This is a genomic window from Bacillus vallismortis (genome assembly GCF_040784915.1).
GTDB classification, from domain to species: Bacteria; Bacillota; Bacilli; order Bacillales; family Bacillaceae; genus Bacillus; species Bacillus subtilis_G.
In genome coordinates, this window is record NZ_CP160797.1 from 1520489 (window position 1) to 1547424 (window position 26936).

The following is a 26936-nucleotide window of genomic DNA, read 5'->3' on the forward strand; positions in this document are numbered from 1 at the left end:
AGAATAGAAGGAGAATACTCATTTTCTAGCGAATCATACTAGGTAAAAGTCAATCTGTATATGTGAAACAAGATGATCATGCAAAGGAGGGATTCTGTGGAACAGGATACGCAGCATGTTAAACCATTTCAAACAAAAACCGATATTCATGCAGTCTTGGCCTCTAATGGACGTATCATTTATATATCTGCCAACTCCAAACTGCATTTGGGCTATCTCCAAGGAGAGATGATCGGATCATTCCTCAAAACGTTCCTGCATGAGGAAGACCAATTTTTAGTTGAAAGCTATTTTTATAATGAACATCACCTGATGCCGTGTACCTTTCGTTTTATAAAAAAAGACCATACAATTGTGTGGGTGGAGGCTGCGGTAGAAATTGTTACGACAAGAGCTGAGCGGACAGAACGGGAAATCATTTTGAAAATGAAAGTTCTTGAAGAAGAAAAAGGCCATCAATCCCTAAACTGCGAAAAACATGAAATCGAGCCTGCAAGCCCGGAATCGACTACATATATAACGGATGATTATGAGCGGTTAGTTGAAAATCTCCCGAGTCCGCTATGCATCAGTGTCAAAGGCAAGATCGTCTATGCAAACAGCGCAATGCTTTCAATGCTCGGAGCGAAAAGCAAGGATGCTATTATTGGCAAATGGTCCTATGAATTTATTGAAGAAGAATATCACGATATCGTGAAAAACAGGATTATAAGAATGCAAAAAGGAATGGAAGTCGGAATGATTGAACAGACGTGGAAAAGGCTTGATGGCACACCTGTTCATTTAGAAGTGAAAGCGTCCCCGACCGTCTACAAAAACCAGCAGGCTGAACTGCTGCTGCTGATCGATATCTCTTCAAGAAAAAAATTCCAAACTATCCTGCAAAAAAGCCGTGAACGATATCAGCTGCTCATTCAAAATTCAATCGATACCATTGCGGTGATTCATAATGGAAAATGGGTGTTTATGAATGAGTCGGGAATTTCACTGTTTGAAGCGGCTACCTATGAGGATTTAATTGGCAAAAACATATATGATCAGCTGCACCCTTGCGATCATGAGGACGTAAAAGAGAGAATTCAAAACATCGCCGAGCAAAAAACAGAATCAGAAATTGTCAAGCAATCCTGGTTCACCTTCCAGAACAGGGTCATTTATACGGAGATGGTCTGCATTCCGACGACCTTTTTTGGTGAAGCGGCTGTCCAAGTCATTCTTCGGGACATTTCTGAGAGAAAACAAACAGAAGAATTGATGCTGCAATCGGAAAAATTATCAATCGCAGGGCAGCTCGCGGCGGGAATCGCCCATGAGATCCGCAACCCGCTGACAGCGATCAAAGGATTTTTGCAGCTGATGAAACCGACAATGGAAGAAAATGAACATTACTTTGATATTGTGTTTTCTGAACTCAGCCGCATTGAATTAATACTCAGTGAGCTTCTCATGCTGGCGAAACCCCAGCAAAATGCCGTTAAAGAATATTTGAACCTGAAAAAATTAATAGGTGAGGTCTCGGCCCTGCTGGAAACGCAGGCAAATTTGAATGGCATTTTTATCAGAACCAGCTATGAAAGAGACAGCATTTATATAAACGGGGATCAGAATCAATTAAAGCAGGTATTCATTAATTTAATTAAAAATGCGGTTGAATCAATGCCTGACGGGGGAACAGTAGACATTATCATAACTGAGGATGAGCATTCTGTTCATGTCACTGTCAAAGATGAAGGAGAAGGCATACCTGAAAAGGTGCTGAACCGAATTGGAGAACCATTTTTAACGACAAAAGAAAAAGGCACGGGGCTTGGACTGATGGTTACATATAATATCATTGAAAATCATCAGGGAGTCATCCATGTAGACAGCCAGCCGGAAAAAGGCACAGCGTTTAAAATTTCATTTCCAAAAAAATAAAACAACGGCTTAAACGCCGTTGTTTATCGTCTGCATGGATTCCCGTTTTTTTAATACAAATATTTCTAAGCGGTCCAGCCCTTCTCTTAGCGTGTCCAGCGAGTATGCGAAAGACAGTCTCACATATCCTTCACCATACTTTGAGAATGAGCTGCCCGGCACGAGTGCCACACCAGCATCCTCCAAAAGAGCCATACTAAAATCAAATGAAGACATTCCAAATGATTTAATAGAAGGGAAGATATAAAACGCGCCTGACGGTTTGACAACGTCAAGTCCCATGGAAACAAGGCGGTCATACACATAGTCCAGACGTTTTTTGTATTGTTCCCTCATAATCAGGGCGTCGTCAAAGCCGTTTGTCACAGCTTCAAGCGCGGCTTTTTGAGAAATCGATGACGCACATGACACATTGTATTGATGAACCTTTAAAATGTGCTTTGCAATGTTTTTCGGCGCGAATAAAAATCCAATTCTCCAGCCAGTCATGCTGTGTGATTTTGACAAGCCGTTAATGACAATCGTTTGATCCCGCAAATGCGTAGCAATGGAGTAATGCGGTCTGTCATATGTTAATTCACTGTATATTTCATCAGACAATACGAAGACATTTCTGCCTTTTAAAAGGGCGGCGATGCTTTTCAGCTCTTCATCAGATAAAGTCACACCGGTAGGATTTGACGGATAAGGAAGCACGACACACTTGGTGTTAGGAGTCAGAGCATCTTCAATCAGGCGGGCAGTAAGCTTAAAGCCATGTGACCTGGTATCAACAATAACAGGCTTAGCGCCGCACAAATTGATAATAGGTTCATAGCCTGGATAAATCGGGCCTGGCATAATCACTTCATCACCAGGCGATAAAATCGTCCGGAATGCAGCATCAATGGCTTGACTTGCGCCTGTTGTGATGATGATTTCAGATTCAGCATCATAGTTGAAATCCGCTTTTTTCTTCATATAAATCTGTACTGCTTGTCTCAGCTCAAGATAGCCGGCGTTCGGAGTATATGACGTCACGTTTTCATCAATGGCTTTTTTTGCGGCAGCTTTCACATGATGCGGCGTAAAAAAATCAGGCTGGCCGATTGTAAGTGAAATGACATCTTCGTGTTGAGCTACAAGATTTGAGAATTTGCGTATTCCTGAAATTTCAATCTCTCTTGCTTTCGGATTCAGCAAATGTTCCATAATTCATCACCTTAACAAATATAATGAGTTTATCCTATTTTACCACTAGCTGACCATTTGTCATCTTTTTAGCCGATATATTTCGATTGTATGCACCTTTTTTCTAAACATACCTTTCTTTACAGAAAAAAAGAAGACAACCAGCGCTTTGATTGTCTTTATTGTATCATGTTCTATTATTGTTTATATGTGCCGATTTCATTAATAACCATAATCAAAATGAAGGTCTTGGTGCCAAATCATATACGGGGGATGCTCTTCTTGAAGGTCAGCTGATTCTTTCTTCATATCCAGGTAAGTCTCTTCACTGATATCTTCTAAAACAGTCATTTCATTTACTTTAAATATTACTAAGGTACCCATTATTTACACCCTTCTTTGGAAAAATCCTTGACTATTTTATCACTGCTAGTTGGAAAGTCAATGGTTATTAGGAAAAAAGTTTCTTTTTTTAAGAAACGCGGCAAGACGCTATCCGAATCCGATTTTGAAGAGCCATGCCATTCACTTTTTACAATTTACGCCGATATATACAGTACAATACTGAATGCGAATAGCGAGGGATTGAAGTGTCGTTACAACAATACGAGATTTTATTGGATTCTGGTACAAATGAATTAGAAATTGTGAAGTTTGGCGTGGGCGATAATGCTTTCGGAATTAACGTCATGAAGGTAAGAGAAATTATTCAGCCAGTCGAGGTGACAACAGTGCCTCACTCCCATCAGCATGTAGAAGGCATGATTAAGATCAGAGGAGAAATTCTCCCTGTGATCAGCCTCTTCTCATTTTTTGGAGTTGAGCCTGATGGATCAAAAGACGAGAAATATATCGTGACTGAATTTAATAAAAGGAAAATTGTTTTCCATGTCGGCTCTGTTTCTCAAATTCACAGAGTATCCTGGGAAGCAATTGAAAAGCCGACATCGTTAAATCAAGGAATGGAGCGGCACCTTACCGGAATTATTAAGCTTGAAGACTTGATGATCTTTTTGCCTGACTATGAAAAAATTATTTATGATATTGAATCAGACTCAGGTGTGGATACGTACAATATGCATACCGAGGGCTTCGATCAAAGAAGAGCTGATAAAAAGCTTATCATTGTAGAGGACTCACCGCTTTTGATGCGTCTTTTGCAGGATGAGTTAAAAGAAGCAGGGTACAACAATGTTTCTTCGTTTGAAAACGGAAAAGAGGCTTATGAGTACATTATGAACCTTGCTGAAAACGAAACGGATTTATCAGAACAGATTGATATGATCATCACTGATATTGAAATGCCAAAAATGGACGGACACAGGCTCACAAAGCTGTTGAAGGAAAATCCGAAAAGCTCAGAAGTTCCGGTTATGATTTTCTCATCGTTAATTACCGATGATTTGCGTCACCGCGGAGAAGTCGTTGGCGCAGATGAGCAAATCAGCAAGCCTGAGATCAGTGATTTGATTAAAAAAGTGGATACGTATGTTATCGAATAAATAAAAACAGCCGATGCCCGAAGGGGCACGGCTGTTTTTATTTTAAAAGTAACTCTCGCCGAGTTTTTTAAAGACGGGTTTATGATAAGCTGGCTGCTGGCGATTTGTCACAAGCGGCTTTTCTTTCATGCCGACATATTCTTGCAATAGGTGTTTCGCCTTTGTTAAAGACATTTGAGCTTTAGGATTTCGGTACGACTGATTAAGTGTACCTAAATGCGGAAGATGTTCGAAGTCTTCTTTAGTTGGAGGCATGTGAAAATAGTAGTCTCCGATTGAGATAAGCACGTCCGATTGCTGTTGGCTGAACCTTGGATTTTTTGAAAAATGAAGCCCTATTTTCTTTCCTTTACCTTCTTTGACAAGCTTTTGCAAAGCCCGTTTTTTCAGCAGATATAGGTATTTAGGGTTGGGGGCGGTTTTTGCATGGCGGTTCACTGTGTAAACTGCTTTTGAAAGATTTTCTACGGTTGGCTGCAGATCTTTCGTATATGCATGGTCGTCCATTATTTCTCTCCTTTGCTCTTATCAAGTTCTATATGATTAGATTATACTTTTTTAAAGTTGAAATGCAAATATTGATTGTAAAAATGCGCTTTTTTCTGAGAAAAACAGCGCATTTATAACCTATATTATACAGATATTATACAGATTTTGCTTTCTTTTTGGGCTGCTCTTGAAATGCTTCTTGAACGTTCACTTCCACAGCCTGTGCACTGTATTTTGGCAGTGCAACAAAATAAAAAATAAAAACAATCAAGGTGATAACGCCCATGCCGTAATAAAGATAATCAATGTTTGAAACGAACTTAGGGAATAACAGCGCAACTAAGCCGAGTGTCAGAGACTGTGCAAACATCATAAAAGGGTCCTGCAAGCCGCTTACACGTCCCATCAGCTTAGGGTGAACAATCTTTGGCATCCAGCCTCCGATAGCAATGTTGACCGGTCCGATGCACATTCCCAGGGCAAAGGATGCCGCGTAATACACCCATAAAACATTTGTATAGCCGAGGACGAAAATCAACAAACCCGCAATGAAAATCGGTATCGACATTAAAAAGTGAGGTTTCACTTTTTTTGAGATGATTGTGCCGATAACACTTCCCGCCAGCAGCCCAAAACCGAGTGCGATCGTAAATACAGACGTATGCCATTCATAACGGTCAGGCGCCAATCCATATTTCATTGTAAACATCGGCAATACGGCGAATCCCCCGTTGACAAATCCAAAAATGAAGAAGCCGAAAATCAGAGATGCCAGCAGTTTGTTTTTTGAAATATAGAGAATGCCTTCCCTAAAATCATTTATTGAATCTTTAACAGAAGCTTTTCTCCAGCTGAATGCACCATTTGGCTGTCGGGCTTCCTTTGGAATTCGGCAGCTGCGGATCAGGAGCCCGGAAATGATAAAGCTGACAAAATCGAGAATAATGGCGCCTTCAATGCCGATTGTGTTGTACATAAAAGCACCTATTCCGACTCCGAACACCATAAAAATACTAAAAAGCATCTGATTAAGCCCAGCCGCTTTCGCATAATGCTCCTTCGGCAGAATGGCTTGTACCAAACTGTTTTCTGCCGGAAAGAAAAACTTTGTTACAGCGCTTCTGACAAATAAAATACAGAAAACAAGAGGAATATTGCCGGTAAATAAAGTGAAAAAAAGGACGACAGTCAGGCCTGCTCTAATCCAATCGCAGTTTTCCGCTACCTTTTTTCTGTCAAACCGGTCCGCGACGACTCCCACGATCAGAAATACAAATACGGTCGGGAGAGAATACATCAGCTCTGCCAAGGTCGTATATGAAGGTTGGCTGCTGAAGCGGTCCAGCAAGAAAAAAGCAAATGCCATGTTGCCTACTGTCGTGCCCATTTGAGAAGCGAGTGCTGCGAAAAATAGACGAACAAAATTACGATTTTTAAATATATCCATAAAAACGCTCCTTACCCTAAAGGTCCCACTTTATCATATTATAAACCGCCTGTTTTTGAAACAAATAAGAAAACATTACCGGTTAATGGTGACTCTTGTTCCGTTTGGCACAATTGAAGCGAGTTCGATCACGTCTTTGTTATGCATGCGAATGCAGCCTTTAGAGACAGCCTTGCCAATCGAAGAGGGATTATTCGTCCCGTGTATTCCGTAGTGCTGCTTAGAAAGGCTTAGCCAATAGGCGCCGAATGGGCCGCCGGGATTACGCTGCCGATTAATAATATAAAACTCGCCAGTCGGTGTTTGGGTCAGTATTTTACCGACCGCAATCGGATAGGTTTTGATTGTTTGATCATTCTGGAAGAGCGTAAGGGTCTTCGCACCGATTGAGACTGATATATGATATGGAATCGTATTAGGGTCCGGCAGCCCGGGGATGGCAATGGACTGTCCCGCAGTGAGCCCTGCCTGCAGTGACGGATTAGCCTTGAGCAATGCAGCGGCGCTGATTCTGAAATCAGCCGCGATGCTGTTTAGTGTTTCACCTTGCTTTACTTGGTACGTAAGCAGTTTCCTCATCCTCTCTTTTTTACTTATAGGTATTGATGAGGAGCCCATCCTGCTACATTAATTTGCGCTTTTTAAGGTAAAGACAGTGATTTCAGGCTTGGCTAGAAACCGCAAAGGCAGTCTGGTCATCCCGAGGCCTCGGTTTACGTAAATATGAGTGCTGCCTGTTTGATACATTCCCTCTGTGTAGACCTTTCCATAAGGAGGCGTAATAATCGGGCCGTAAAAAGGAAGCTGAATCTGGCCGCCGTGTGTATGTCCGGAAAGCTGAAGATTCACCGGATAGCCTGTTGTTTTTAACGCTGCATCAGGCTCATGGACGAGCAGAATAGAAAAAAGTCTGTCGCTTAGCCTTGAAAGGATGCCTTCATAGTCCGGGCTTCCTAGCATTAAGTCATCAAGTGACGCAATCTCGATTTCGCTGCCATCTGCAAGCGACAATGTTTCATACCCATTGCGGTATACCGTAAAACCGCCGGCCGTCATCAGGCTTTTGTAAACGGCAGTTCCATAGCCTCCGTGATCATGATTGCCGTAAACACATAACTTGCCAAAGGGCGCGTATAGTTTTCTCAGTAATGGAATGACTGCCTGATGTTGCTGGTACGTATCAGGATTATCGATGATATCACCTGTAAACACAATGAGATCAGGTTTATATTCATTAATTGACTGGATAACAGTCTTTAAATCTTCAAGAGTAAAAGAATCACTCAAGTGTGTATCACTAAACTGCACGATTTTAAAACCGTCAAATCCGTGCGGGATGAGAGAGCTTTTGATTGTGTGTTCGGTTGTCTCGATCATATGCGGCTCCAGATATCTGGCATAGCCGTATCCGCCGCCGGCCGCTAAAGCCCCGGCAGCAAGAGCGCCGAACGTTCCTTTCAAAAATTGCCTTCTGGACATCTTTTTCATTTTCAAACCAACCTTTAATAGAGTTTTTCTATTATATCATCTGTATTGAAAAAATCTCATGTGAGCATGTACTGACAGAGGCAGGCATATAATGATAGAATAATATTGAATGAACACTCATTCATGACAAAGGGGGAGAAACATGGAAAAAAAGACGGTTATTATTACCGGCGGGTCAAGCGGCATGGGAAAAGCAATGGCAAAAAAACAGGCTGAATTAGGCTGGTACGTTATGGTGACAGGGAGGAACGAGGAAGCACTTGAGGAAACGAAACGAGACATTGAAACCTTTGAGGGACAGGTCGCCTGTTTTCAAATGGATGTCCGTTCTGATTCAGCCGCTTCAGACATGATGACAGAAGCGATAAAAACCTTTGGCCGGCTTGATGCGCTGATTAACAATGCGGCCGGAAATTTTATTTGCCCGGCAGAAAAGCTGACGCCAAATGGATGGAAAGCTGTTATTGAGATTGTTTTAAACGGCACATTCTTTTGCAGCCAAGCTGCAGCCAGACATTGGATCGAACAGCAGCAGAAGGGTGTCATTTTAAATATGGCCGCCACATACGCTTGGGGAGCGGGGGCGGGGGTCGTCCATTCCGCTGCAGCCAAAGCAGGGGTATTGTCACTGACAAGAACGCTGGCCGTGGAGTGGGGGAGCCAATACGGAATCCGCACAAACGCGATAGCCCCCGGTCCTATTGAACGAACAGGCGGTGCGGAGAAACTATTTGAATCGGAAAAAGCGATGACCCGTACCATGAACAGTGTACCACTCGGCCGGCTGGGCACACCGGAGGAAATCGCCGCTTTGGCTGCGTTTTTGCTTTCTGACGAAGCATCTTATATAAACGGGGATTGTATCACAATGGATGGAGGGCAATGGCTGAATCCTTATCCGTTTTAAAGCATATTAATCTTTGGATTCAATGTGGTATAATCAGACAAAGATAGAGAAGCAGGTGATAACATGTTGGATCCACTTGATATTTTAACGAACATTGATGATGTCCTTCCATATTACCAGGCGATTTTCAGTGCCGAGGAACAGAAGATCATCGGATATGAGGTGCTTGGACGAATTCTGGCAGATTCGGAAATCCAAAGTCTCGGTCCCTTCTTTTTAGACGCTGGGATACCCGAAGAATATAAATTAGAGGTTGATAACAGAATTATCCGCCAAGCTCTTGACTGCTTTTTAGAGGCGGATTCTGATCTGCTGATTTTTATGAATCAGGATGCCAATCTGCTGATGCTTGATCATGGTGAAAGCTTTCTGGAGCTTTTGAAAGAGTATGAAGCAAAGGGAATCGAACTTCATCGTTTTGTGCTTGAAATTACGGAGCACAATTTTGAAGGGGATATGGAACAGCTCTACCATATGCTTGCCTACTATCGTACATACGGAATTAAAATCGCAGTTGATAACATCGGGAAAGAAAGCAGCAACCTGGACAGAATCGCACTGCTTTCACCAGATCTGTTAAAAATCGATTTGCAGGCGCTGAAAGTATCACAGCCGTCACCGTCATATGAGCATGTGCTGTACAGTATATCTTTATTAGCGAGAAAAATCGGTGCGGCGCTGCTGTTTGAAGACATTGAAGCGAACTTCCAGCTTCAGTACGCTTGGAGAAACGGAGGCCGCTATTTTCAGGGGTATTACTTGTTGTCTCCATCTGAAAAGTTTCTAGAGAGAGATGTATTGAAGCGAAGACTTAAGACTGAATTTCACCAATTTATTACACATGAGAAAAAGAAGCTTGAAACCGTCCATGAGCACTCTGAACAGTTTTACAAACGAGTGCATCAAGCTGTGACATCTTTAAGAAAAAACAATCTGTCTTCTGATGATGACTTTATTAAAAAGCTGGCGGAAGAGCTGACAGATTGCAGCTTTAGAATTTACATGTGTGATGAAGAAGGCGATCAGCTGACGGGAAATGTGTTTAAACAAGATGGAGAATGGATTTACCAGCCGGAATACGCGGAAAAGAATTGGAGCTGGCGTCCTTATTTTCTGGAGAACATTATGAGAATGAGAAATCTCAGAAAAGGGTTTTTCAGTGATCTGTACAGTGATTTGGAAACAGGTGAAATGATCAGAACGTTTTCGTATCCGATGGATCATCAGATGTATTTATTTATAGACTTGCCCTATTCTTATTTATATGAGCAGGATGGGTTGATTTAAGCGGCTGAAAGGCCGTTTTTTTTTATTAAATTGAAAAAAATATGTAAAAACGATTGACATTGATACTGATAATCATTATCATTTGTTTATAGAGAGAACCTACTCTCTGTTCCCCAACCCCTCTATCAGATCAAGATCCGAAAAAGCTTGGCGCTACCCCCGCCAAGTTTTTTTTATTTACCAAAGCATAAGACAATCCACTGAAACAATAAATCTTACTAGTGGAAAACGTTGAACGCCGGAGGAACAGAAATGGTAATTAGGAGCTGCGGGCTGTAGCTTTGATTTTACCGCGCCCGAACACCCCGATGCCAATGCGGCAGCGGCCGTGCAAGGTCTATTAGGCGGCGAATTCGCCGTGATGCCACTCTGAATCATTACATGTTCAAGTCGTTTAACTTTCGAAGCAAGAAGACATGAAAAACTGTTTTACGATCTCGTATCTCCAGTATGACGGGTCCAAGAGTTTAACCTAGAAGGACTCCAAAAGGGCGGGCCGATTTCAGATTTCAGAGAACGCCGGAGGAATTTGCATCAGGAATATCAAAAGAAAATGTTTAGGAAGTTGCAAATAGGCTTTTTGATTCTGAGGGTATATCAAAAAAATCATAATTGTGTGCATGACATTCAAAAAAAGCCTCAAACTAATTAAAAATAGTTTTTTCACTTTTTTTCTTTTCTTAAATTCAGCAGGGAAAATGCCATCCTGTCCGACTTTATGGTATGATGCTCAATAGAACTTGTATTATAATAAATACTTGTTGATTTGAAGTTGCTTTTTGAAAGGAGTCTTTTTTTAGAATGTCACAATTAATGGGTATCATCACACGGCTGCAAAGTCTGCAAGAAACAGCGGAAGCGGCTAACGAGCCAATGCAGCGTTATTTCGAAGTAAATGGTGAGAAAATATGCAGTGTTAAATATTTCGAAAAAAATCAAACGTTTGAGCTGACGGTTTTCCAAAAAGGTGAAAAACCTAACACATATCCGTTTGATAATATCGACATGGTTTCCATCGAAATCTTTGAACTTCTTCAGTAAGATTCCTGAAATAGGGGGAACCAGCTCTCGCTTCTGCAAAAAGTAATCGCAATAAACGATAAGGAACATACTTGTTTCATGGTTGTAAATCCTTGAAAAGGAGTGTCGGCATGGCTGATTCTTTTCTGTTTTATAATCTTTCAGAAGCACAGATGACCTTTCAAGATGTGATGGAACGGCTTAAAGCCTTTATTCGAAAGGACCCCCGTTCCTCCTATGTGTTATCTATTGGAACTGATTCACAGGTTTACCGCGATTACACAAAGTTTATTACCGCATTGCATTTGCATCGTACAGGCAAGGGAGCTTGGGGCTGCTTGAAAAATCATACAGTCGACAGACCCATACATAGCCTTCGGGAGAAGATTTCGTTAGAAACGGCGTACAGCCAAGAAACGGCCGCTTATATTCTTGATGGACACTTAATGGATATTACCGATCTGCTCCTGCCCTTTACCGGTGAGGGAGCGGATCTTACCTTTGAGGTCCACTTGGATATTGGGAAAAAAGGGCTTACAAAAGAACTGATTCAAGAAATGACAGGACGCATCACTTCCATGGGGATAGAGGCAAAAATTAAACCGGATTCATACACTGCCTTCAGCTATGCAAATCGTTTCACAAAATAATTCCGGCTGAAAAGCCAAGGGAATTGTCGAATTATGCGGTTGACGTTTGTTTTCTGATTACTTATTCTAGCGGTAGAGCTGAAAGTAAGTTGTCTTGCTTTCAGAGGTATTCAGTATAAAACAGGGGGCCTGATTGCGAATGAGTCTTATCGGTGAACGATTTACAGAAGAAGAACAAAAACTTCTGCTGAATATCCTGATCAACCATGAGTATGCTATCGAGCTTTTAAGCAGTGAGATCAACGATATAGAGACAGGAACCAAAAACGTTGACGGAACCACCTACAAAAAACTTGTAACACTATACGACCGATTTCGATTTGAAAATTAATGGAGCACTCTATAATTGATACTCGTATAAAGAGTATCTTTTTTATTGAAAGGAAACTTTTCGACAATTATTGATAAAGCTTATATTATTGTAGTATAGGGAATGTATTGTTGATGAAAATGAAAAGGGGTCGAAAACATGATAAGCTTACAATCAGACCAGCTTCTTGAGGCAACAGTCGGACAATTTATGATTGAGGCGGACAAAGTAGCGCACGTTCAAGTCGGCAACAACCTTGAGCACGCGTTATTAGTGTTGACAAAAACCGGATACACAGCCATCCCGGTTCTAGATGCTTCCTATCGTTTACATGGTTTAATCGGTACAAATATGATTATGAACAGCATTTTTGGGCTTGAGCGAATTGAGTTTGAAAAGCTTGACCAGATTACGGTTGAGGAAGTTATGCTGACAGACATTCCGCGCCTCCATATAAATGATCCAATTATGAAGGGATTCAGCATGGTCATTAATAACGGATTTGTCTGTGTTGAAAATGATGAACAGGTGTTTGAAGGGATTTTCACGAGAAGAGTGGTATTAAAGGAGTTAAATAAACACATACGATCATTGAATAAGTAGGCTTTGCGGCCTATTTTCATTATATTGGCAGAGCAACAAAGAAAGCGCATACATATTTTAAACCGGAAAAGGACTTGAATCAGCCCCAGAGAGTTTATTAGAATGGGAGATAAGAAAAACTTATTGATCATAAAAAGGAGGACGACATGCAGCTTCAAGAGCTTCATATGCTCGTAGTTTTAGCTGAGGAGTTAAATATGAGAAAGGCGGCGGATCGGCTTTTTGTATCTCAGCCGGCTTTATCTCAGCGTTTACAAACGATTGAAAAGGCGTGGGGCACAAAAATCTTTTTACGGTCTCAAAAAGGATTAACGGTAACCCCAGCCGGTGAGAAAATCATTCAGTTTGCGAATGATGCAACGTTAGAGCAGGAAAGAATAAGAGAAAATATTGATGAGCTCGAAGGTGAAATTCACGGCACATTGAAGCTTGCTGTCGCCTCGATAATCGGCCAGCATTGGCTCCCTAAAGTCCTGAAGACGTATGTGGAAAAGTACCCGAACGCAAAGGTCTCGCTTATTACCGGCTGGAGCAGCGAAATGCTGAAAAGTTTATATGAGGATCAGGTTCATATCGGCATTATAAGAGGAAACCCTGAGTGGAAGGGCCGTAAAGATTACTTAATGACAGATCACCTGTATTTAGTGGACACTGAAATTTCCTGCATCGAAGATATTGCCCATACAGAACGGCCGTTTATCCAGTTTAAAAGTGACAGCACTTATTTTCAGGAAATTCAGCACTGGTGGCATCAAAAATTTAAAACGTCGCCAAAACAGACGATATTGGTTGATCAGATTGAAACGTGCAAACAGATGGCGCTGCATGGAATCGGTTATGCCATTTTGCCGTCAGTTACTCTTCAAAACGAAGATAAAGTCAATAAAATGCCTCTGTTAGACACAAAAGAGCATCCGATTGGGCGGGATACATGGCTATTAGGCTATGAACCTGCCTTTGAGCTGAAGCAAGTTCAAGCTTTTGTTCAAGTCATAAAGGATATGTTGGATCAAGAAAATCCATTTTAAAAGACAGCGATATGCTGTCTTTTTTAATTTGTATATTGACAATGAAAATCATTATCATTTAAAGTGATACATATGATATTGAAAATCATTATCAATTGATGAGGTGATAACATGGCTAAAGCCTTGATTACATATGCCAGTATGTCAGGAAATACAGAAGACATTGCGGCTGTTATAAGAGATACATTTCAGGAATATGAGTTGGACATTGACTGCATCGAGATAGATGACGCGGATGTATCTGCTCTGACCTCCTATGATTACGTGCTGATTGGCACCTATACATGGGGAGACGGCGATTTGCCTTACGAAGCGGAGGACTTTTTTGAAGAGGTCAAACAGCTTCAGCTTAATGGCTTAAAAACAGCCTGCTTCGGATCTGGCGATTATTCTTATCCAAAGTTTTGTGAGGCGGTTAATTTGTTTAGTGCCATGCTGCAAGAGGCGGGGGCTGCTGTTTATCAGGAAACTTTGAAAGTCGAACTGGCGCCTGAAACAGAGGAGGATGTGGAAAGCTGCCGAGCGTTTGCGAGAGGTTTTCTTGCATGGGCAGATTATTTGAACAAGGAAAAAATCCATGTTTCATAAAGGAGCGACTGCTGTCACAGCATCGGTATTTTCTGGTTATTTTGTGGCGGTACAAAGAGAAGGCATTTTTCATTATTCTTTGGAGCAGGGCTGGAGAAAGCTTTTTCGTTTGAAAAGCAAAATACATTGCATCAGTTACATAGGGCCTTACTTATTTGGCGTCGGTGAAAAGGGAACGGTGATTCGCTCGTCTGACGAAGGGAAAACCTGGACGATATCGAGTTTTCCGACAAATGCAGCAGTGTGGGCGATTACCGGCCGAAACGACGGGGTTGTCTGCGCTCACGGCAAGCATTGCGTTTATGTATCGGATGATTTTGGGGTTTCGTGGCGCGTAGCCAAACCTTTTGCAGAATTTGATCACCCGCCTGTTATTCGTTCGTTGTGTCTGCACGGCGGCAGTCTTTTTATCGGCACGCAAATACACAAATATTTTGGAGGCATTTGGGCTTACGATTTTAAACGTGGCACTGTCCAAATCGTTAAAAAAGAAGAAACCCGGATGACGGCATCCATGCTCGTGTTCAATGAAAAATGGCTGGTGGCGGCGATGGGGTCTGTGAAAGGAAAGCACGGTGCTGTCACTGTACGGAATATGTTGACTGACGAAGAATTCACTATACAATCCAGCATGATTAGAAAAGAAGAATCATTCCTTGATATTTCAGAGGATGATGGAATTATATATGTTACTACAACGCAAGATGAAAATGGTTATTCGAGAATTTACCAGGCTGATCTCGGAGCCAGGTCGTTGAAATGGTTCGATACCGTTAAGGGGCATGGATGGAGAGTGGCCAATCGGAAAGAGAATTTCTTTTGTGCAGGCTTGTATGAATGTAAATTTGTCCAGCCGTACGAAGTTTCAGCAATGATTCATTAGAGGAGGAAAATAGAATTGGGAAAGATTTTGCTCGTTTATGCAACAATGTCAGGCAACACTGAAGCAATGGCAGATTTGATTGAGAAGGGGCTTCAAGAGGCGGAAGCGGAAGCAGACCGTTTCGAAGCGATGGATATTGATGATGCACAGCTGTTAAACGAATATGATCATATTATTATGGGAACCTATACGTGGGGAGACGGAGATCTGCCTGATGAATTTTTAGACCTTGCTGAAGACATGGATGAGATTGATTTTTCCGGCAAATCATGTGCTGTATTCGGTTCCGGTGATACTGCATATGAATTTTTCTGCGGAGCAGTTGATACGCTCGAAGCAAAAATAAAAGAACGCGGAGGCGAAATTGTGCTGCCTTCAGTTAAAATCGAAAATAATCCAGAAGGTGAAGAAGAGGAAGAATTAATGGAGTTCGGGAGACAATTCGCAAAGAAAAGCGGATGCGCTGTCTAATCGCCCAATGGGAACTGCTAAAGCGGCTGTTCCTTTTTTTCTTGTCTTTGCATCTTTCCTTTGATACAGTAATGAGGTAGAAAATCAGGAGGAGGACTTTACATATGAAAATGATGGACGCAAATGAAATTATTTCATTTATTCAAAATAGTACAAAATCTACACCTGTAAAGGTTTACGTGAAGGGTGAGCTGGAAGGAATCAATTTCGGCGAATCTGCGAAAGCTTTTATCAACGGAAACACTGGTGTCGTTTTCGGTGAATGGAGCGAAATCCAAACAGCAATTGAAGAAAATCAAAGCAAAATCGAAGACTATGTGGTTGAAAATGACCGCCGCAATTCTGCGATTCCAATGCTTGACCTTAAAAATATCAAAGCGCGTATCGAGCCGGGCGCGATCATTCGTGACCAAGTTGAAATCGGTGATAATGCAGTCATCATGATGGGTGCCTCTATCAATATCGGTTCAGTCATTGGCGAAGGTACAATGATTGATATGAACGTTGTCCTTGGCGGACGAGCTACTGTCGGTAAAAACTGCCATATCGGAGCGGGTTCAGTACTTGCGGGCGTTATTGAGCCGCCATCCGCTCAACCGGTTGTCATTGAAGACGATGTTGTGATCGGCGCAAATGCTGTTGTTCTTGAAGGCGTAACAGTAGGTAAAGGAGCCGTTGTTGCTGCGGGCGCGATCGTCGTAAACGATGTTGAGCCATATACTGTCGTTGCGGGAACACCTGCTAAAAAAATCAAAGACATTGATGAGAAAACAAAAGGCAAAACTGAGATCAAACAGGAATTACGCCAGCTGTAACAAATCGTTTGATGAAAAAAGGCGTGGATGATATATCCACGCCTTATTCGTATAGGCAGGAGGAATGAAAATGAAGAAAGAGGAGCTCATTGCAATCCGCAGAGATCTGCACCGTATACCGGAGCTTGGATTTCAGGAGTTCAAAACCCAGCAGTATTTATTAAATGTATTGGAACAATATCCGCAAGACAGAATTGAAATTGAGAAATGGCGAACAGGGCTTTTTGTAAAGGTGAACGGGACAGCGCCGGAAAAAATGCTGGCATATAGAGCGGATATCGATGCGCTTTCCATTGAAGAGCAGACCGGTCTTCCATACGCATCAGAGCATCACGGCAACATGCACGCCTGCGGCCACGATTTGCATATGACGATTGCACTCGGCATTATTGACCATTTTATTAACAACCCGGTAAAACATGATTTGCTCTTTCTGTTTCAGCCGGCAGAGGAAGGACCTGGCGGCGCGGAACCAATGCTTGAGAGTGATGTGTTAAAAAAGTGGCAGCCTGATGTTATCACCGCACTGCATATTGCTCCAGAGCTGCCCGTGGGCACGATCGCGACAAAAAGCGGACTCCTTTTTGCGAATACATCAGAGCTTGTCATCGATCTGGAAGGAAAAGGGGGACATGCGGCCTATCCGCACTTAGCCGAAGACATGGTTGTAGCAGCAAGCACACTCGTCACACAGCTGCAAACGATCATCTCTAGAAACACAGATCCGCTGGACAGCGCGGTTATTACGGTGGGTACCATTACAGGAGGCTCGGCACAAAATATTATTGCGGAAACAGCTCACTTGGAAGGCACGATCCGCACGCTTTCTGAAGAATCGATGAAACAGGTAAAGGAACGGATTGAAGCTATAGTGAAAGGAATCGAAATCGGATTCCGCTGCAAAGGAAAAGTGACATATCCGTCTGTGTATCACCAAGTTTACAATACGAGCGGACTGACAGAAGAATTTATGTCTTTTGTTGCTGAACATGAACTGGCAACAGTAATCGAAGCAAAAGAAGCAATGACTGGAGAGGATTTTGGCTACATGCTGAAAAAATATCCCGGCTTCATGTTCTGGTTAGGTGCTGACTCTGAACATGGGCTTCATCACGCAAAGCTGAATCCCGATGAAAATGCGATAGAAACAGCGGTTAACGTTATGACAGGTTATTTTTCTGTTTATGCCAATTAAGTACAAATGAAAGAATAAAATTCCAAGAAATGAGCACTCTAGTAAGCGGAGGTGTTCAATAATGGCAAAAAAAATTGGAATTGAACAATCGTTATCAGATGTAGAAGCCGCATTAAAAGAAAAAGGATATGACGTTGTCATGATGAAAAGCCCTGACGATGCAAAAGGCTGTGACTGCTGTGTCGTAACAGGTCTTGATCATAATGTGCAAGGCATAGCCGATACGGTAACACAAGCACCTGTCATTACAGCTTCCGGGATGACTGCTGAAGAAATTTGCAGCGAAGTTGAAAGCAGAATTCAGTAAAATAAAAACCGAAGCAAAAAGCTTCGGTTCCAGATTGTTGACAAAATGCTAAAACGGTTTTCATTTTAGCATTTTGTCATCTTTTCAGCGTGATTGAAAATCTTTGAAGTCTAGGAAGGACGAGCATTGGAGCACAGCGAATGTAGGAATTCGTGAGCACCAACGCGCAGGACTGACAACGAATGCGAGGGTTTGTCGACACGCTGAAACCGAAGCGAAAAGCTTCGGTTCTTTTATTTACTCTGTTTCTTTAGGAAAAGCGCGGTCAAGAGCGGTTTTTATTTCCTTTCGCAGCACTCGCTCGACTCGCCACTGCTCCATATTTTCTGTTTTGGCAATGACTCTGATCACAATTTCGGAAGTACCCAGTTCTTGAATCCCAATGACATTAGGTCCTTCTTTTATTTGCGGAAGAGCGGCTGCCGTTTCATCGCATACTTGCTGTAAAATGTGAATCGTTTCATCAATGTTTCTTTCAGCCGGCACTTTGATATCAACCAGTGCCTGCATGATTCCCCGGGAATGATTGCTTACGTTTGTAATGTTTCTATTTGGGATGTAATGCAGTGTTCCGTCAAAGCTGCGGATTTGAGTTGTTCTTAAGCCAACCTGTTCGACAATCCCGTCAAAGGTGGAAACCGTAATATAATCTCCGACATCCAATTGTTTTTCAAGCAGAATAAAAAAACCTGTCACAATGTCGCTGACAAGCCCTTGAGCGCCAAATCCGACAGCCAGTCCGACAATTCCTGCTCCCGCTAAAAGAGCGCTTGGATTGTAATGAAACAAATCCAGAACCATGACGAAGAATATAAAAATCAATATGTAAGAAAATATGTTAAAAGTCAGACTTTGGAGCGTATATGCACGTCCTTTAGACAAGCTGTTCTGATCCTCGAATTTTGCAAACAGATGCTTTATAATTTTCATGCTAAATGATCGAACAATAAAGTAGAGAAAGATCATAATGACGAGTTTAACGAGCAGAACACTGGCATTTGTAATAAGTCCCGCCCAATCGTATTGTTTAATAAAATCCATGTTGGAGCTCCTTTTTCTGAAGTGATTACTGCGTATTGAGATTTGTTACCCCATGTTTGACCATGTTAAACTGTTTATTCAAAAATGTCCCAGCCAAAGATATCTATAATTTGTTAAAAATTGACTCGCAAAATCTGCTCCTTTATAATGGGCATTGTGATGTTGTTAACGAAATATGGGTAAACACCCTTTATTATCATGTGATTCCGGCTTTTAAGCCAAACTATAAATTGGAGGGATACATATGGCAGAGCGTATGGTAGGTAAACAAGCTTCTCGTTTTGAAATGGAAGCAGTCCTTGCAAGTAAAGAATTTGGCAAAGTAAGTCTTGAGGAAAACATGAAAAACGACAAATGGACAGTGCTGTTCTTCTATCCAATGGACTTCACTTTCGTTTGTCCGACGGAAATTACAGCAATGTCTGACCGCTATGACGAATTTGAAGATCTTGATGCAGAAGTAATCGGAGTTTCAACTGATACTATCCATACTCATTTGGCGTGGATTAATACGGACCGTAAAGAAAATGGTCTTGGCCAGCTGAAATATCCGCTTGCGGCTGATACTAACCACGAGGTATCCCGTGAATATGGCGTTTTAATTGAAGAAGAAGGGGTGGCTCTGCGCGGATTGTTTATTATCAATCCTGAAGGCGAGCTCCAATATCAAACTGTTTTCCATAACAACATTGGCCGGGACGTTGATGAAACGCTACGTGTTCTACAAGCGCTGCAAACTGGCGGACTCTGTCCGGCCAACTGGAAACCGGGCCAAAAAACACTTTAATTCTTTCTAAGAAGGAAAAAAGGTCTAACATATTCGTTAGGCCTTTTGTTTAATAGGAGGGTAAAGCAATGAAATTACGTCATCCAATGCCTGAATTGACTGGAGAAAAAGCTTGGTTCAATGGTGAAGTAACGAGAGAGCAATTGATCGGAGATAAACCGACACTTATTCATTTCTGGTCCATCAGCTGCCATCTATGTAAAGAAGCGATGCCGCAAGTGAATGTATTTCGTGATCAATATCAAGATAAACTGAACGTTGTAGCTGTGCATATGCCTCGTTCCGAGGATGACCTTGACCTCGGCAAAATTAAAGAAATAGCTGATGAACATGATATCACTCAGCCGATTTTTGTCGACAGTGATCATGCTTTAACTGATGCATTTGAAAATGATTATGTGCCTGCATACTATGTGTTTGATAAATCAGGACAGCTCCGTCACTTTCAAGCTGGCGGGAGCGGGATGAAAATGCTTGAAAAACGTGTGAACCGCGTTCTGTCTGAAACAGAACAGGATTCTGAATAATTCTTCATAAAAAACCTGATCTCATCAGGTTTTTTTATTTGTACAAGAAAGTAATCGGAAAGGTAAGAAGCTTATTTTTCCAAATATGGGCGTAGTGAAAGGTGATTTATTGGATTGATACGCTAAAAAAACAGCTGATTTTTTATGTTTTTCCACAATTTTAGATAAATTTCATATGCCATAACTCGAAAATTGTAGATAATACACTAAATTTCATTAAAGAAGTAAGTAAAATATATATTTTCAACATTATACCAAATGAACTTGAAAGACGCTTAATCCCTTGAGAATAAAGGACTCTTTTGAAAAGTTGATTTTTTTTCAGAAAATAAGGAATTTTTCATAGAGTAAATATAATAGTAAAATGCTAAAATAATAGTTGATAAAATTACTTTTGTAATCTAATATCTTAATTAAAGATGTTAATTTTGATAGGGGGTACATTGAGGAATGTTTAATGAAAGAGAAGCTTTGCGCTTGCGGTTAGAACAATTAAATGAAGCTGAAGTGAAAGTCATTCGTGAATATCAAATCGAACGTGATAAAATATACGCAAAATTAAGAGAGCTGGACAGAAATGGAAGCCCTTCCGAAATCAAAAAGGATTTTCGTTCTGAAAAAAAACCTGACTCTTTGCCGGTTCTCGCTGAGCTTGCGGCTCAGGAAATCAGAAGCTATCAGCCGCACTCACAGCAGCAGTCTGTTCAGCCTCAGCTTCAATCTGCTTCCTCCCTTCCTGCCGGTATACCAGACGGAACAACACGAAGAAGAAGAGGAACGGCAAGACCCGGATCAAAAGCAGCTAAGCTGCGCGAAGCTGCCATTAAAACCTTAAAACGCCACAACGCGGCGATTAAGAGCTCCGAGCTTCAAAAAGAGATTGAAAAAGAAAGCGGTCTTGAAATCCCTAATATGACAACATTCATGCAAAGCTTAATTAAAATGTATCCGGAAGTGAAAAAGCCGTATCGCGGCCAGTACATTTTAGAAGGCGAAATCGAACCTGCAGAATCAGCTGAATCTGCAGAATCAGCAAATGGATAAACATACAGAAAAACTGCTTGGCATAGTGCGCAAGCAGTTTTTTTATTGGTTTTTTTTCTGTGAAGATTTGGTTTCTCTTTCAAGATTAAGCTTATAGACCCATTTTTGATAGGGCTTTTCCTCAGCGGCTCTGCTTTTCAGTTCTTCGATTGTATGGCTCATGGCCTGATCTGATGATTGGGCGCGGGCGAGCTGTTTTTGAAGCGCATGTATCTGTTTGGTGACATCTTCAAGTATAGTATCTACATGATTTGGCTGCTCGTAGACCGCTGGAGCTTCTTCTTCCGTTTTTTCTTTTTGTTTCGTGCCGCCATCAATATCGGCAAAATGAGAAGCAATCCAGGCATCACTTTCATCAAGCTGCCGTTTATACGATATAATAGTTTCGTGAAATAATTTTTCTTTTGTTTTTTCTATTTCGAGCAGCCTTTCTTTCGTTTCTATGATTCGATCTTTCATATGATCGACTTCTATTTTAATATGTTTTAGCTGATATTCTTTTTCTGCCATTTGCTCTTTTAGACGTCCGTTTTCGGTTTTTATCTTTTCAGTTTGCTGTTTTGCCTGAAGCAATGCGTTCTGTTCCTGCTCAATAGAGGCCTGAAGATGGCTGAGTCGTTTTTGCAGATTTTTATTTTCTTCTTCCATTTTAATTTTAGCAATATGAAGTTTATGTTTTTCTTCAATTTCGGCTTTGCGTTTATAGGTTTCAGCAGAAAGGAGCTCTTGCAACGCAACGATTTTATCAAGCAGTTCAGCTCTTATTTGATGCAGGGTTTGGCTGGTGTGGAAGGCGTGTTTTTCTTTCGTTGACATTTGTGTTAATTCGGCAGACAGCTGCTGAAGTTTTTCTTTCATATCGTTATTTTCTTTGAGCAGTTTGTTATTTTTCTGATGGAAGTAGGTTGCTTCAAGTTCGGAAATCAGCTTATGGCATCTTGAAAGCTCTGATTTTAAATAAAGGTTCTCCTGAGACACGTCATGGAAAAAAGGACCTGATCTTTTCATTCGAACCATCTCCCTCATGATGTTAACACTACAATATGCAAATACTGAACAGCTATTCCTCTTTAATAAACAGACAAGCAGTGGCGTTGGGACCTTGCTTTTGCTATGCTTTTAACGAAATAGGGGTGAGATGATATGGAGCATATAAACGTACTGCTGGCAGGAGGAGCCTCACGGCGCTTTGGAGAACCGAAGGCGTTTGTGAAATGGAGGGGCAGGATGTTATACGAATGGGCCAAAAAGGCGCTTGGAGAACATGCGGTTATCATCAGCCGTCCTGAGTTTATTGATAGATTTCAAGAAAACGGTGAAAATGAAGTGTATCAAGATGCTGAGCCATTTCAAGGCATGGGGCCATTGGCTGGTATATATACCTCTTTTAAAAAGACAGACGGCGAGCTTTATACTGTGCTTTCCTGTGACACGCCGCTGATCCAAAGAAGGACGATGCTGGAGCTCGAGCGTCTGATGACTCCCGGTACAGACGCGATCGTCCCGATTTCAGACGGACGGGAGCAGCCGTTGATTGCAATTTACCATAAACGAATCATGCCCATTCTATATGATCAGCTTTCTGAGAAGAGATTAAGAATATCAGATTTGTTAGGCCGAATTTCGGTTTGTTACGTACAGGCTGAAGAAATTGGAGCCAACCCGGCGGAGTTTATCAACGTGAATACACGTGATGATTTCAGCTGTTTGGAAGAAAAAACGGACTCCTTCAGGCGGGACTGATGGGGCAAAAACATGTTAAGATGACATAAAAGATAAGGAGAACAGGTTTGATGGAGGAGCGTTATTCGCGGCAAATTAGATTTAAGCAAATAGGGGAAGAGGGCCAGAAAAGACTGGCAGACAGCCATGTGCTGGTTGTCGGTGCAGGAGCGCTCGGGACTGCAGGAGCTGAAGGGCTTTCGAGAGCGGGGGTCGGTGCCATTACAATCATTGACCGTGACTATGTGGAGTGGAGCAATCTGCAAAGGCAGCAGCTTTATACAGAAAGCGACGCCAAGCTCCGCATGCCGAAAGCCATGGCTGCCAAAGCGCATCTATCAGCGATTAACAGCGGAATACATATTGAGGCATATGCTACCGAAGGAACAGCCGAAACGCTCGGGCCGCTGATTGAAAAAGCAGATGTCGTTATCGACGCGACAGATAATTTTGAAACCCGCATGCTGATAAACGATCTTGCCCAGAAAACAAAGACACCGTGGGTCTATGGCGCTTGTGTAAGCAGCCAAGGGATGTTCATGACGATTGTTCCGGGAGAAACCCCATGTCTGTCTTGTTTGTTTGAACAAATTCCTGTCGGCGGGGCGACGTGTGATACTGCCGGCATTATTCCGCCCGCTGTGCATATCGTTTCGGCCTATCAGCAGGCTGAGGCTTTAAAACTGTTAACAGGGCAAACAAAAGCGATACAGCATGGGTTTGTGACATTCGATGTTTGGAACAACTCGCATATGAAGATTAACGTTAATCATGTGCGCCGTGAGGATTGCCCGTCTTGCGGAGCACAAGCGGTTTATCCTTATCTCCAAGACTGGAACACACCAAAAGCCGCTGTACTGTGCGGCCGTGATACAGTCCAGATAAGGTCGGAGTCATTAAAAAGAATTCCGAAACAGGAGCTCATCGGGCGGCTGAAAACAATCGGCAAGGTCGAGGCCAATGCGTTTTTGCTGCATATTTTTTACGAGGATTTCAGAATCGTCATTTTCAATGACGGACGGGCACTGGTGCATGGAACAAATGATGTGAAAGAAGCCAATTCCGTGTTGGCAAGAGTAATTGGATTGTAACAACAGGAGGGGTCAGAATGCTGGAGAAAAGAACACCAATTCCGGTAGACGAGGCAGTTCGGCGTGTCAGCCATTTTCAAAAACAAGGGGAAACAGAATGGGTGGAGCTTGAAGGCAGCCTTCATCGATTTTTAGCTGAAGATGTAACAGCGGATCACCACGTACCCGCATTTGACCGTTCGCCATACGACGGTTTTGCTGTCAGAGCGTGCGATACGGCTGAAGCTTCACGTGAGAACCCCGTTCGGTTTGAGGTCATTGACCATATTGGAGCGGGAGCTGTATCTGAAAAAGAACTTGGCCCGTTTCAGGCCGTGCGGATTATGACTGGCGCGCAAATTCCCGAGGGAGCAGATGCTGTCGTCATGATTGAGCTGACTCAAACCTTTGAAGAGAATGGGAAGGCGTTTATGTCTTTAAAACGTCGCTTTCAGCCGGGAGACAATATTTCAAAAACAGGTGAAGACGCCCAAAAAGGGAGCGTTTTATTGAGAAAAGGCACCAGAGTGACACCAGGAGTGACTGCGCTTTTGGCAACCTTCGGATACGCATCTGTTCCTGTCGTGAGAAAGCCTGTTGTCGGGATTATTGCAACTGGCACCGAATTGCTGAATGTCAGTGATCCGCTGGAGCCGGGGAAAATTCGCAACAGCAATGCCAGCACGGTGTATGCGCAAGTAATTGAAGCAGGCGCAACACCGCTTTATCTAGGGAAAATTTCTGATGATCTGGATAAAAGCTTTGCCGCGGTCGAAGAAGCGATGAAAAAGGTTGATTTTCTGATCACAACTGGCGGTGTGTCAGTGGGTGATTTTGACTTTTTGCCTGCGATCTATGAAAAACTCGGAGCGGACGTGCTCTTTAATAAAGTTGCCATGCGCCCGGGCAGCGTGACAACGGTGGCGCATGCAAACGATATGCTGCTGTTTGGCCTGTCAGGTAATCCGTCAGCATGTTATGTCGGCTTTGAACTGTTTGTCAAACCAATGATCCAGACATGGCTGCTCAATGAAAAACCGCATTCGATTTGTGCGGAAGCGGTTTTGACCAAGGATTTCCCAAAGCCGAACCCATTTACCCGATTTGTTCGTGCTTTCGTGTACCATCAGGAAGGAAAGCTGTTGGCGGAACCCGTCGGATTGGATAAGTCCAGCTCCGTCACGTCACTTGCAGAAGCAAATGCGTTTATTATCCTGCCGGGCGGCACGAGAGGATATGAATCAGGCAGAACGGTTCAAGCGCTGCTCATCAGAGAAGAGAATGGAAGTGAATGGCCTTGGTCCGCCCTTTCCCAATCGTCCAAGTCGTAGGATTTCAGAACAGCGGGAAAACAACGTTTATCGAGCGTATTCTGGAAAAGGCCTCAGAACAGGGGCTCAATTTAGGCTGCTTGAAGCATCACGGTCACGGCGGTGAACCGCAAACATTCACTAAAGGAAAAGATACTGATCGTTACCAAGCGGCAGGTGCTGGTGTGACAGCAGTAGAAGGTGCTGGTGTGTTGCAGCTGACAGCCCGCCGCAAATGGGATTTGCCGCGCCTGATCGAGTTATATTGGTTTCTCGAAATAGACTGCCTTCTGATTGAAGGCTTTAAAAAAGCCCCTTATCCTAAAGTGGTTTTACTAAACGAAAAGGAAGATCTAGAAGCACTGCAGGCAGTCAATACAATCGCCATCATCTATAGGAAAAAAGAGCATATGACAGAGCGCCATGGATTACCCGTTTTTCATGCGGATGATCCGGTTGCTGTGGATTTTGTGCTTTCACAGCTGAAGGGGGAATCGGCGTAATGGAACGGTTTGAGGTCACAAAAACACCCATTATTACGGAAGATATCATCAAAAAAGTGGAGAAACGGGAAGTCGGGGCAATTACCACATTTATTGGTACGGTTCGGGAATGGACAAACGGAAAAAGAACGGTTCGGCTTGAATATGAGGCATATGAACCGATGGCTGTGCAAATGCTGGCTCAAATCGGTACTGAAATCGAAGAAAAATGGGAAGGTGCTTCAGCCGCGATCACACATCGTATAGGTGTGCTGGATATCGGTGAAGCGGCGGTTGTGATCGCTGTATCCTCTCCCCATCGAAAAGCTGCTTATGAGGCCAATGAATATGCGATCGAACGAATCAAACAGATTGTGCCGATTTGGAAAAAAGAAATTTGGGAAGATGGTGAGCAATGGATCGGCGACCAGCTTGAAACAACAGCTTATCCGAACGGAAAACCAGATTTAAGCGAGGGAGAGCGGCATGATTAAAATTCTTTTATTTGCAGGGCTTGCGGAACAGGCCGGCACACAAGCATTGGAAATAGATATGGAACAAGCAACGACAGACGAAATAAAAGCGAGTTTAAAAGAACAATACGGCCTCGAATCGATTGATACAGCTATGATTGCCGTTAATGAAAGCTATGTAAAAGAAAATACCTCCGTATCTTCAAGGGACACGGTAGCCATCATTCCGCCTGTCAGCGGGGGATGAGACCGGACGGCATTCAGCCGTCCGGTTTTTTGTATTTCATTCGCATATTCCCAAGCACCCCCAGCATACAATGATTTTCTGTAAGCGTTTATTTTACATACGTAACTCCCTATAAAGTAAGAGACTCACCCCATCATTAGACTGAATTTTAAAAAA

32 protein-coding genes and 1 pseudogene are annotated in these 26936 nt (G+C 42.5%); 25 read left to right on the plus strand and 8 right to left on the minus strand.

The annotated features are described in order from the left end of the window. Positions 1-96 precede the first annotated feature (96 nt). Positions 97-1917, plus strand: a complete 1821-nt coding sequence (gene kinA / locus ABZM97_RS07715) for a sporulation histidine kinase KinA (RefSeq protein ID WP_253269050.1) — start codon at positions 97-99, stop codon at positions 1915-1917. Between the two features lie 9 nt (positions 1918-1926). Here kinA and ABZM97_RS07720 read toward each other — a convergent pair whose 3' ends face one another. Both ABZM97_RS07720 and ABZM97_RS07725 read right to left on the minus strand, forming a co-directional pair. Continuing rightward, the gene (locus ABZM97_RS07720; protein ID WP_087991016.1) at positions 1927-3108 is read right to left on the minus strand and encodes an aminotransferase A; all 1182 of its coding nucleotides are present in this window, start codon (positions 3106-3108) and stop codon (positions 1927-1929) included. Between the two features lie 201 nt (positions 3109-3309). Next, positions 3310-3471, minus strand: a complete 162-nt coding sequence (locus ABZM97_RS07725; protein ID WP_087991017.1) for a hypothetical protein — start codon at positions 3469-3471, stop codon at positions 3310-3312. Between the two features lie 206 nt (positions 3472-3677). On the opposite strand from ABZM97_RS07725, the gene cheV reads away from it, so the two are divergent. Then, the gene (cheV, locus tag ABZM97_RS07730) at positions 3678-4589 is read left to right on the plus strand and encodes a chemotaxis protein CheV (protein ID WP_087991018.1); all 912 of its coding nucleotides are present in this window, start codon (positions 3678-3680) and stop codon (positions 4587-4589) included. 42 nt (positions 4590-4631) lie between these two features. Here cheV and ABZM97_RS07735 read toward each other — a convergent pair whose 3' ends face one another. The 4 genes from ABZM97_RS07735 to ABZM97_RS07750 all read right to left on the minus strand — a co-directional run bounded on the left by ABZM97_RS07735 (position 4632) and on the right by ABZM97_RS07750 (position 8013). Continuing rightward, positions 4632-5096 (minus strand): YkyB family protein, encoded by a 465-nt coding sequence (locus ABZM97_RS07735; RefSeq protein WP_087991019.1) that lies wholly within the window; start codon positions 5094-5096, stop codon positions 4632-4634. Positions 5097-5232: 136 nt separating this feature from the next. Next, positions 5233-6525, minus strand: a complete 1293-nt coding sequence (locus tag ABZM97_RS07740) for an MFS transporter (RefSeq protein ID WP_087991020.1) — start codon at positions 6523-6525, stop codon at positions 5233-5235. A gap of 75 nt (positions 6526-6600) precedes the next feature. Next, on the minus strand, positions 6601-7095 hold the full coding sequence (locus ABZM97_RS07745) for a L,D-transpeptidase family protein (RefSeq protein ID WP_087991048.1): 495 nt from the start codon (positions 7093-7095) through the stop codon (positions 6601-6603). A gap of 57 nt (positions 7096-7152) precedes the next feature. Next, complete coding sequence (locus tag ABZM97_RS07750) at positions 7153-8013, minus strand: metallophosphoesterase (RefSeq protein WP_087991021.1); 861 nt, start codon at positions 8011-8013, stop codon at positions 7153-7155. Positions 8014-8155: 142 nt separating this feature from the next. Between ABZM97_RS07750 and fadH the strand changes: the two genes are divergently transcribed. From fadH to ABZM97_RS07820, 14 genes and pseudogenes are all read left to right on the plus strand, one after another. Further along, complete coding sequence (gene fadH / locus ABZM97_RS07755; protein ID WP_087991022.1) at positions 8156-8920, plus strand: 2,4-dienoyl-CoA reductase; 765 nt, start codon at positions 8156-8158, stop codon at positions 8918-8920. 63 nt (positions 8921-8983) lie between these two features. Further along, the gene (locus ABZM97_RS07760; RefSeq protein WP_367387370.1) at positions 8984-10207 is read left to right on the plus strand and encodes an EAL-associated domain-containing protein; all 1224 of its coding nucleotides are present in this window, start codon (positions 8984-8986) and stop codon (positions 10205-10207) included. A 295-nt stretch (positions 10208-10502) separates the two neighbouring features. Then, a pseudogene (locus ABZM97_RS07765) lies at positions 10503-10624 on the plus strand (manganese catalase family protein); the annotation flags it as partial. A gap of 384 nt (positions 10625-11008) precedes the next feature. Then, positions 11009-11248, plus strand: coding sequence for a YkuJ family protein (locus ABZM97_RS07770; protein ID WP_003218671.1), 240 nt, complete (start codon positions 11009-11011; stop codon positions 11246-11248). Between the two features lie 110 nt (positions 11249-11358). Next, positions 11359-11877, plus strand: coding sequence for a ribonuclease H-like YkuK family protein (locus tag ABZM97_RS07775; RefSeq protein WP_087991024.1), 519 nt, complete (start codon positions 11359-11361; stop codon positions 11875-11877). 133 nt (positions 11878-12010) lie between these two features. Next, positions 12011-12208, plus strand: a complete 198-nt coding sequence (abbA, locus tag ABZM97_RS07780) for an AbrB antirepressor AbbA (RefSeq protein ID WP_010886502.1) — start codon at positions 12011-12013, stop codon at positions 12206-12208. A gap of 138 nt (positions 12209-12346) precedes the next feature. Continuing rightward, complete coding sequence (gene cbpB, locus ABZM97_RS07785) at positions 12347-12790, plus strand: cyclic-di-AMP-binding protein CbpB (protein WP_010328502.1); 444 nt, start codon at positions 12347-12349, stop codon at positions 12788-12790. Between the two features lie 146 nt (positions 12791-12936). Continuing rightward, complete coding sequence (gene ccpC / locus ABZM97_RS07790; RefSeq protein ID WP_087991026.1) at positions 12937-13818, plus strand: transcriptional regulator CcpC; 882 nt, start codon at positions 12937-12939, stop codon at positions 13816-13818. A 111-nt stretch (positions 13819-13929) separates the two neighbouring features. Further along, the gene (locus ABZM97_RS07795) at positions 13930-14406 is read left to right on the plus strand and encodes a flavodoxin (protein WP_087991027.1); all 477 of its coding nucleotides are present in this window, start codon (positions 13930-13932) and stop codon (positions 14404-14406) included. Then, entirely contained in the window at positions 14396-15289 is an 894-nt protein-coding gene (locus tag ABZM97_RS07800; RefSeq protein ID WP_087991028.1) for a hypothetical protein, read from the plus strand. The genes ABZM97_RS07795 and ABZM97_RS07800 overlap by 11 nt, the downstream gene beginning before the upstream one ends. Before the next feature lie 15 nt (positions 15290-15304). After that, the gene (locus ABZM97_RS07805) at positions 15305-15760 is read left to right on the plus strand and encodes a flavodoxin (protein ID WP_202328617.1); all 456 of its coding nucleotides are present in this window, start codon (positions 15305-15307) and stop codon (positions 15758-15760) included. A 104-nt stretch (positions 15761-15864) separates the two neighbouring features. Beyond that, the gene (dapD, locus tag ABZM97_RS07810) at positions 15865-16575 is read left to right on the plus strand and encodes a 2,3,4,5-tetrahydropyridine-2,6-dicarboxylate N-acetyltransferase (RefSeq protein ID WP_087991030.1); all 711 of its coding nucleotides are present in this window, start codon (positions 15865-15867) and stop codon (positions 16573-16575) included. Between the two features lie 70 nt (positions 16576-16645). Continuing rightward, a complete protein-coding gene (locus tag ABZM97_RS07815) occupies positions 16646-17770 on the plus strand; it encodes an N-acetyldiaminopimelate deacetylase (protein ID WP_087991031.1) in 1125 nt (374 codons plus the stop codon). Positions 17771-17831: 61 nt separating this feature from the next. Beyond that, entirely contained in the window at positions 17832-18077 is a 246-nt protein-coding gene (locus ABZM97_RS07820) for a YkuS family protein (protein WP_087991032.1), read from the plus strand. A 237-nt stretch (positions 18078-18314) separates the two neighbouring features. Here ABZM97_RS07820 and ABZM97_RS07825 read toward each other — a convergent pair whose 3' ends face one another. Beyond that, positions 18315-19118 carry a mechanosensitive ion channel family protein gene (locus ABZM97_RS07825; protein ID WP_087991033.1) on the minus strand — a complete coding sequence of 268 codons (804 nt, stop codon included), beginning with the start codon at positions 19116-19118 and terminating at the stop codon, positions 18315-18317. Positions 19119-19362: 244 nt separating this feature from the next. Here ABZM97_RS07825 and ahpA point away from each other — a divergent pair, with 244 nt between their 5' ends. From ahpA to rok, 3 genes are all read left to right on the plus strand, one after another. After that, positions 19363-19905: a biofilm-specific peroxidase AhpA gene (gene ahpA / locus ABZM97_RS07830; protein WP_087991034.1), complete on the plus strand. Its 543-nt coding sequence runs from the start codon at positions 19363-19365 to the stop codon at positions 19903-19905. A gap of 68 nt (positions 19906-19973) precedes the next feature. After that, a complete protein-coding gene (locus ABZM97_RS07835) occupies positions 19974-20432 on the plus strand; it encodes a TlpA disulfide reductase family protein (RefSeq protein ID WP_367387371.1) in 459 nt (152 codons plus the stop codon). A gap of 450 nt (positions 20433-20882) precedes the next feature. Next, positions 20883-21476: a transcriptional regulator Rok gene (gene rok / locus ABZM97_RS07840; protein WP_087992236.1), complete on the plus strand. Its 594-nt coding sequence runs from the start codon at positions 20883-20885 to the stop codon at positions 21474-21476. A gap of 42 nt (positions 21477-21518) precedes the next feature. Here the strand turns inward: rok and ABZM97_RS07845 are convergent, their stop codons facing one another. Beyond that, on the minus strand, positions 21519-22484 hold the full coding sequence (locus tag ABZM97_RS07845; RefSeq protein WP_087992235.1) for a sporulation protein: 966 nt from the start codon (positions 22482-22484) through the stop codon (positions 21519-21521). 135 nt (positions 22485-22619) lie between these two features. On the opposite strand from ABZM97_RS07845, the gene ABZM97_RS07850 reads away from it, so the two are divergent. Genes ABZM97_RS07850 through moaD form a run of 6 tightly spaced genes read left to right on the plus strand, consistent with a single transcriptional unit; the run spans position 22620 to position 26780 of the window. Next, positions 22620-23219, plus strand: a complete 600-nt coding sequence (locus ABZM97_RS07850; RefSeq protein ID WP_087992234.1) for a molybdenum cofactor guanylyltransferase — start codon at positions 22620-22622, stop codon at positions 23217-23219. Between the two features lie 50 nt (positions 23220-23269). Then, positions 23270-24289 carry a MoeB/ThiF family adenylyltransferase gene (locus ABZM97_RS07855; protein ID WP_087992233.1) on the plus strand — a complete coding sequence of 340 codons (1020 nt, stop codon included), beginning with the start codon at positions 23270-23272 and terminating at the stop codon, positions 24287-24289. A 17-nt stretch (positions 24290-24306) separates the two neighbouring features. After that, a complete protein-coding gene (gene glp / locus ABZM97_RS07860; protein ID WP_087992232.1) occupies positions 24307-25599 on the plus strand; it encodes a gephyrin-like molybdotransferase Glp in 1293 nt (430 codons plus the stop codon). Then, positions 25560-26081 carry a molybdopterin-guanine dinucleotide biosynthesis protein B gene (gene mobB / locus ABZM97_RS07865; RefSeq protein ID WP_202328619.1) on the plus strand — a complete coding sequence of 174 codons (522 nt, stop codon included), beginning with the start codon at positions 25560-25562 and terminating at the stop codon, positions 26079-26081. Before glp ends, mobB begins: the two co-directional genes overlap by 40 nt. Then, a complete protein-coding gene (locus ABZM97_RS07870; protein WP_202328620.1) occupies positions 26081-26554 on the plus strand; it encodes a molybdenum cofactor biosynthesis protein MoaE in 474 nt (157 codons plus the stop codon). The genes mobB and ABZM97_RS07870 overlap by 1 nt, the downstream gene beginning before the upstream one ends. Next, the gene (gene moaD, locus ABZM97_RS07875) at positions 26547-26780 is read left to right on the plus strand and encodes a molybdopterin converting factor subunit 1 (protein WP_087992229.1); all 234 of its coding nucleotides are present in this window, start codon (positions 26547-26549) and stop codon (positions 26778-26780) included. Before ABZM97_RS07870 ends, moaD begins: the two co-directional genes overlap by 8 nt. Positions 26781-26936: the final 156 nt, after the last annotated feature.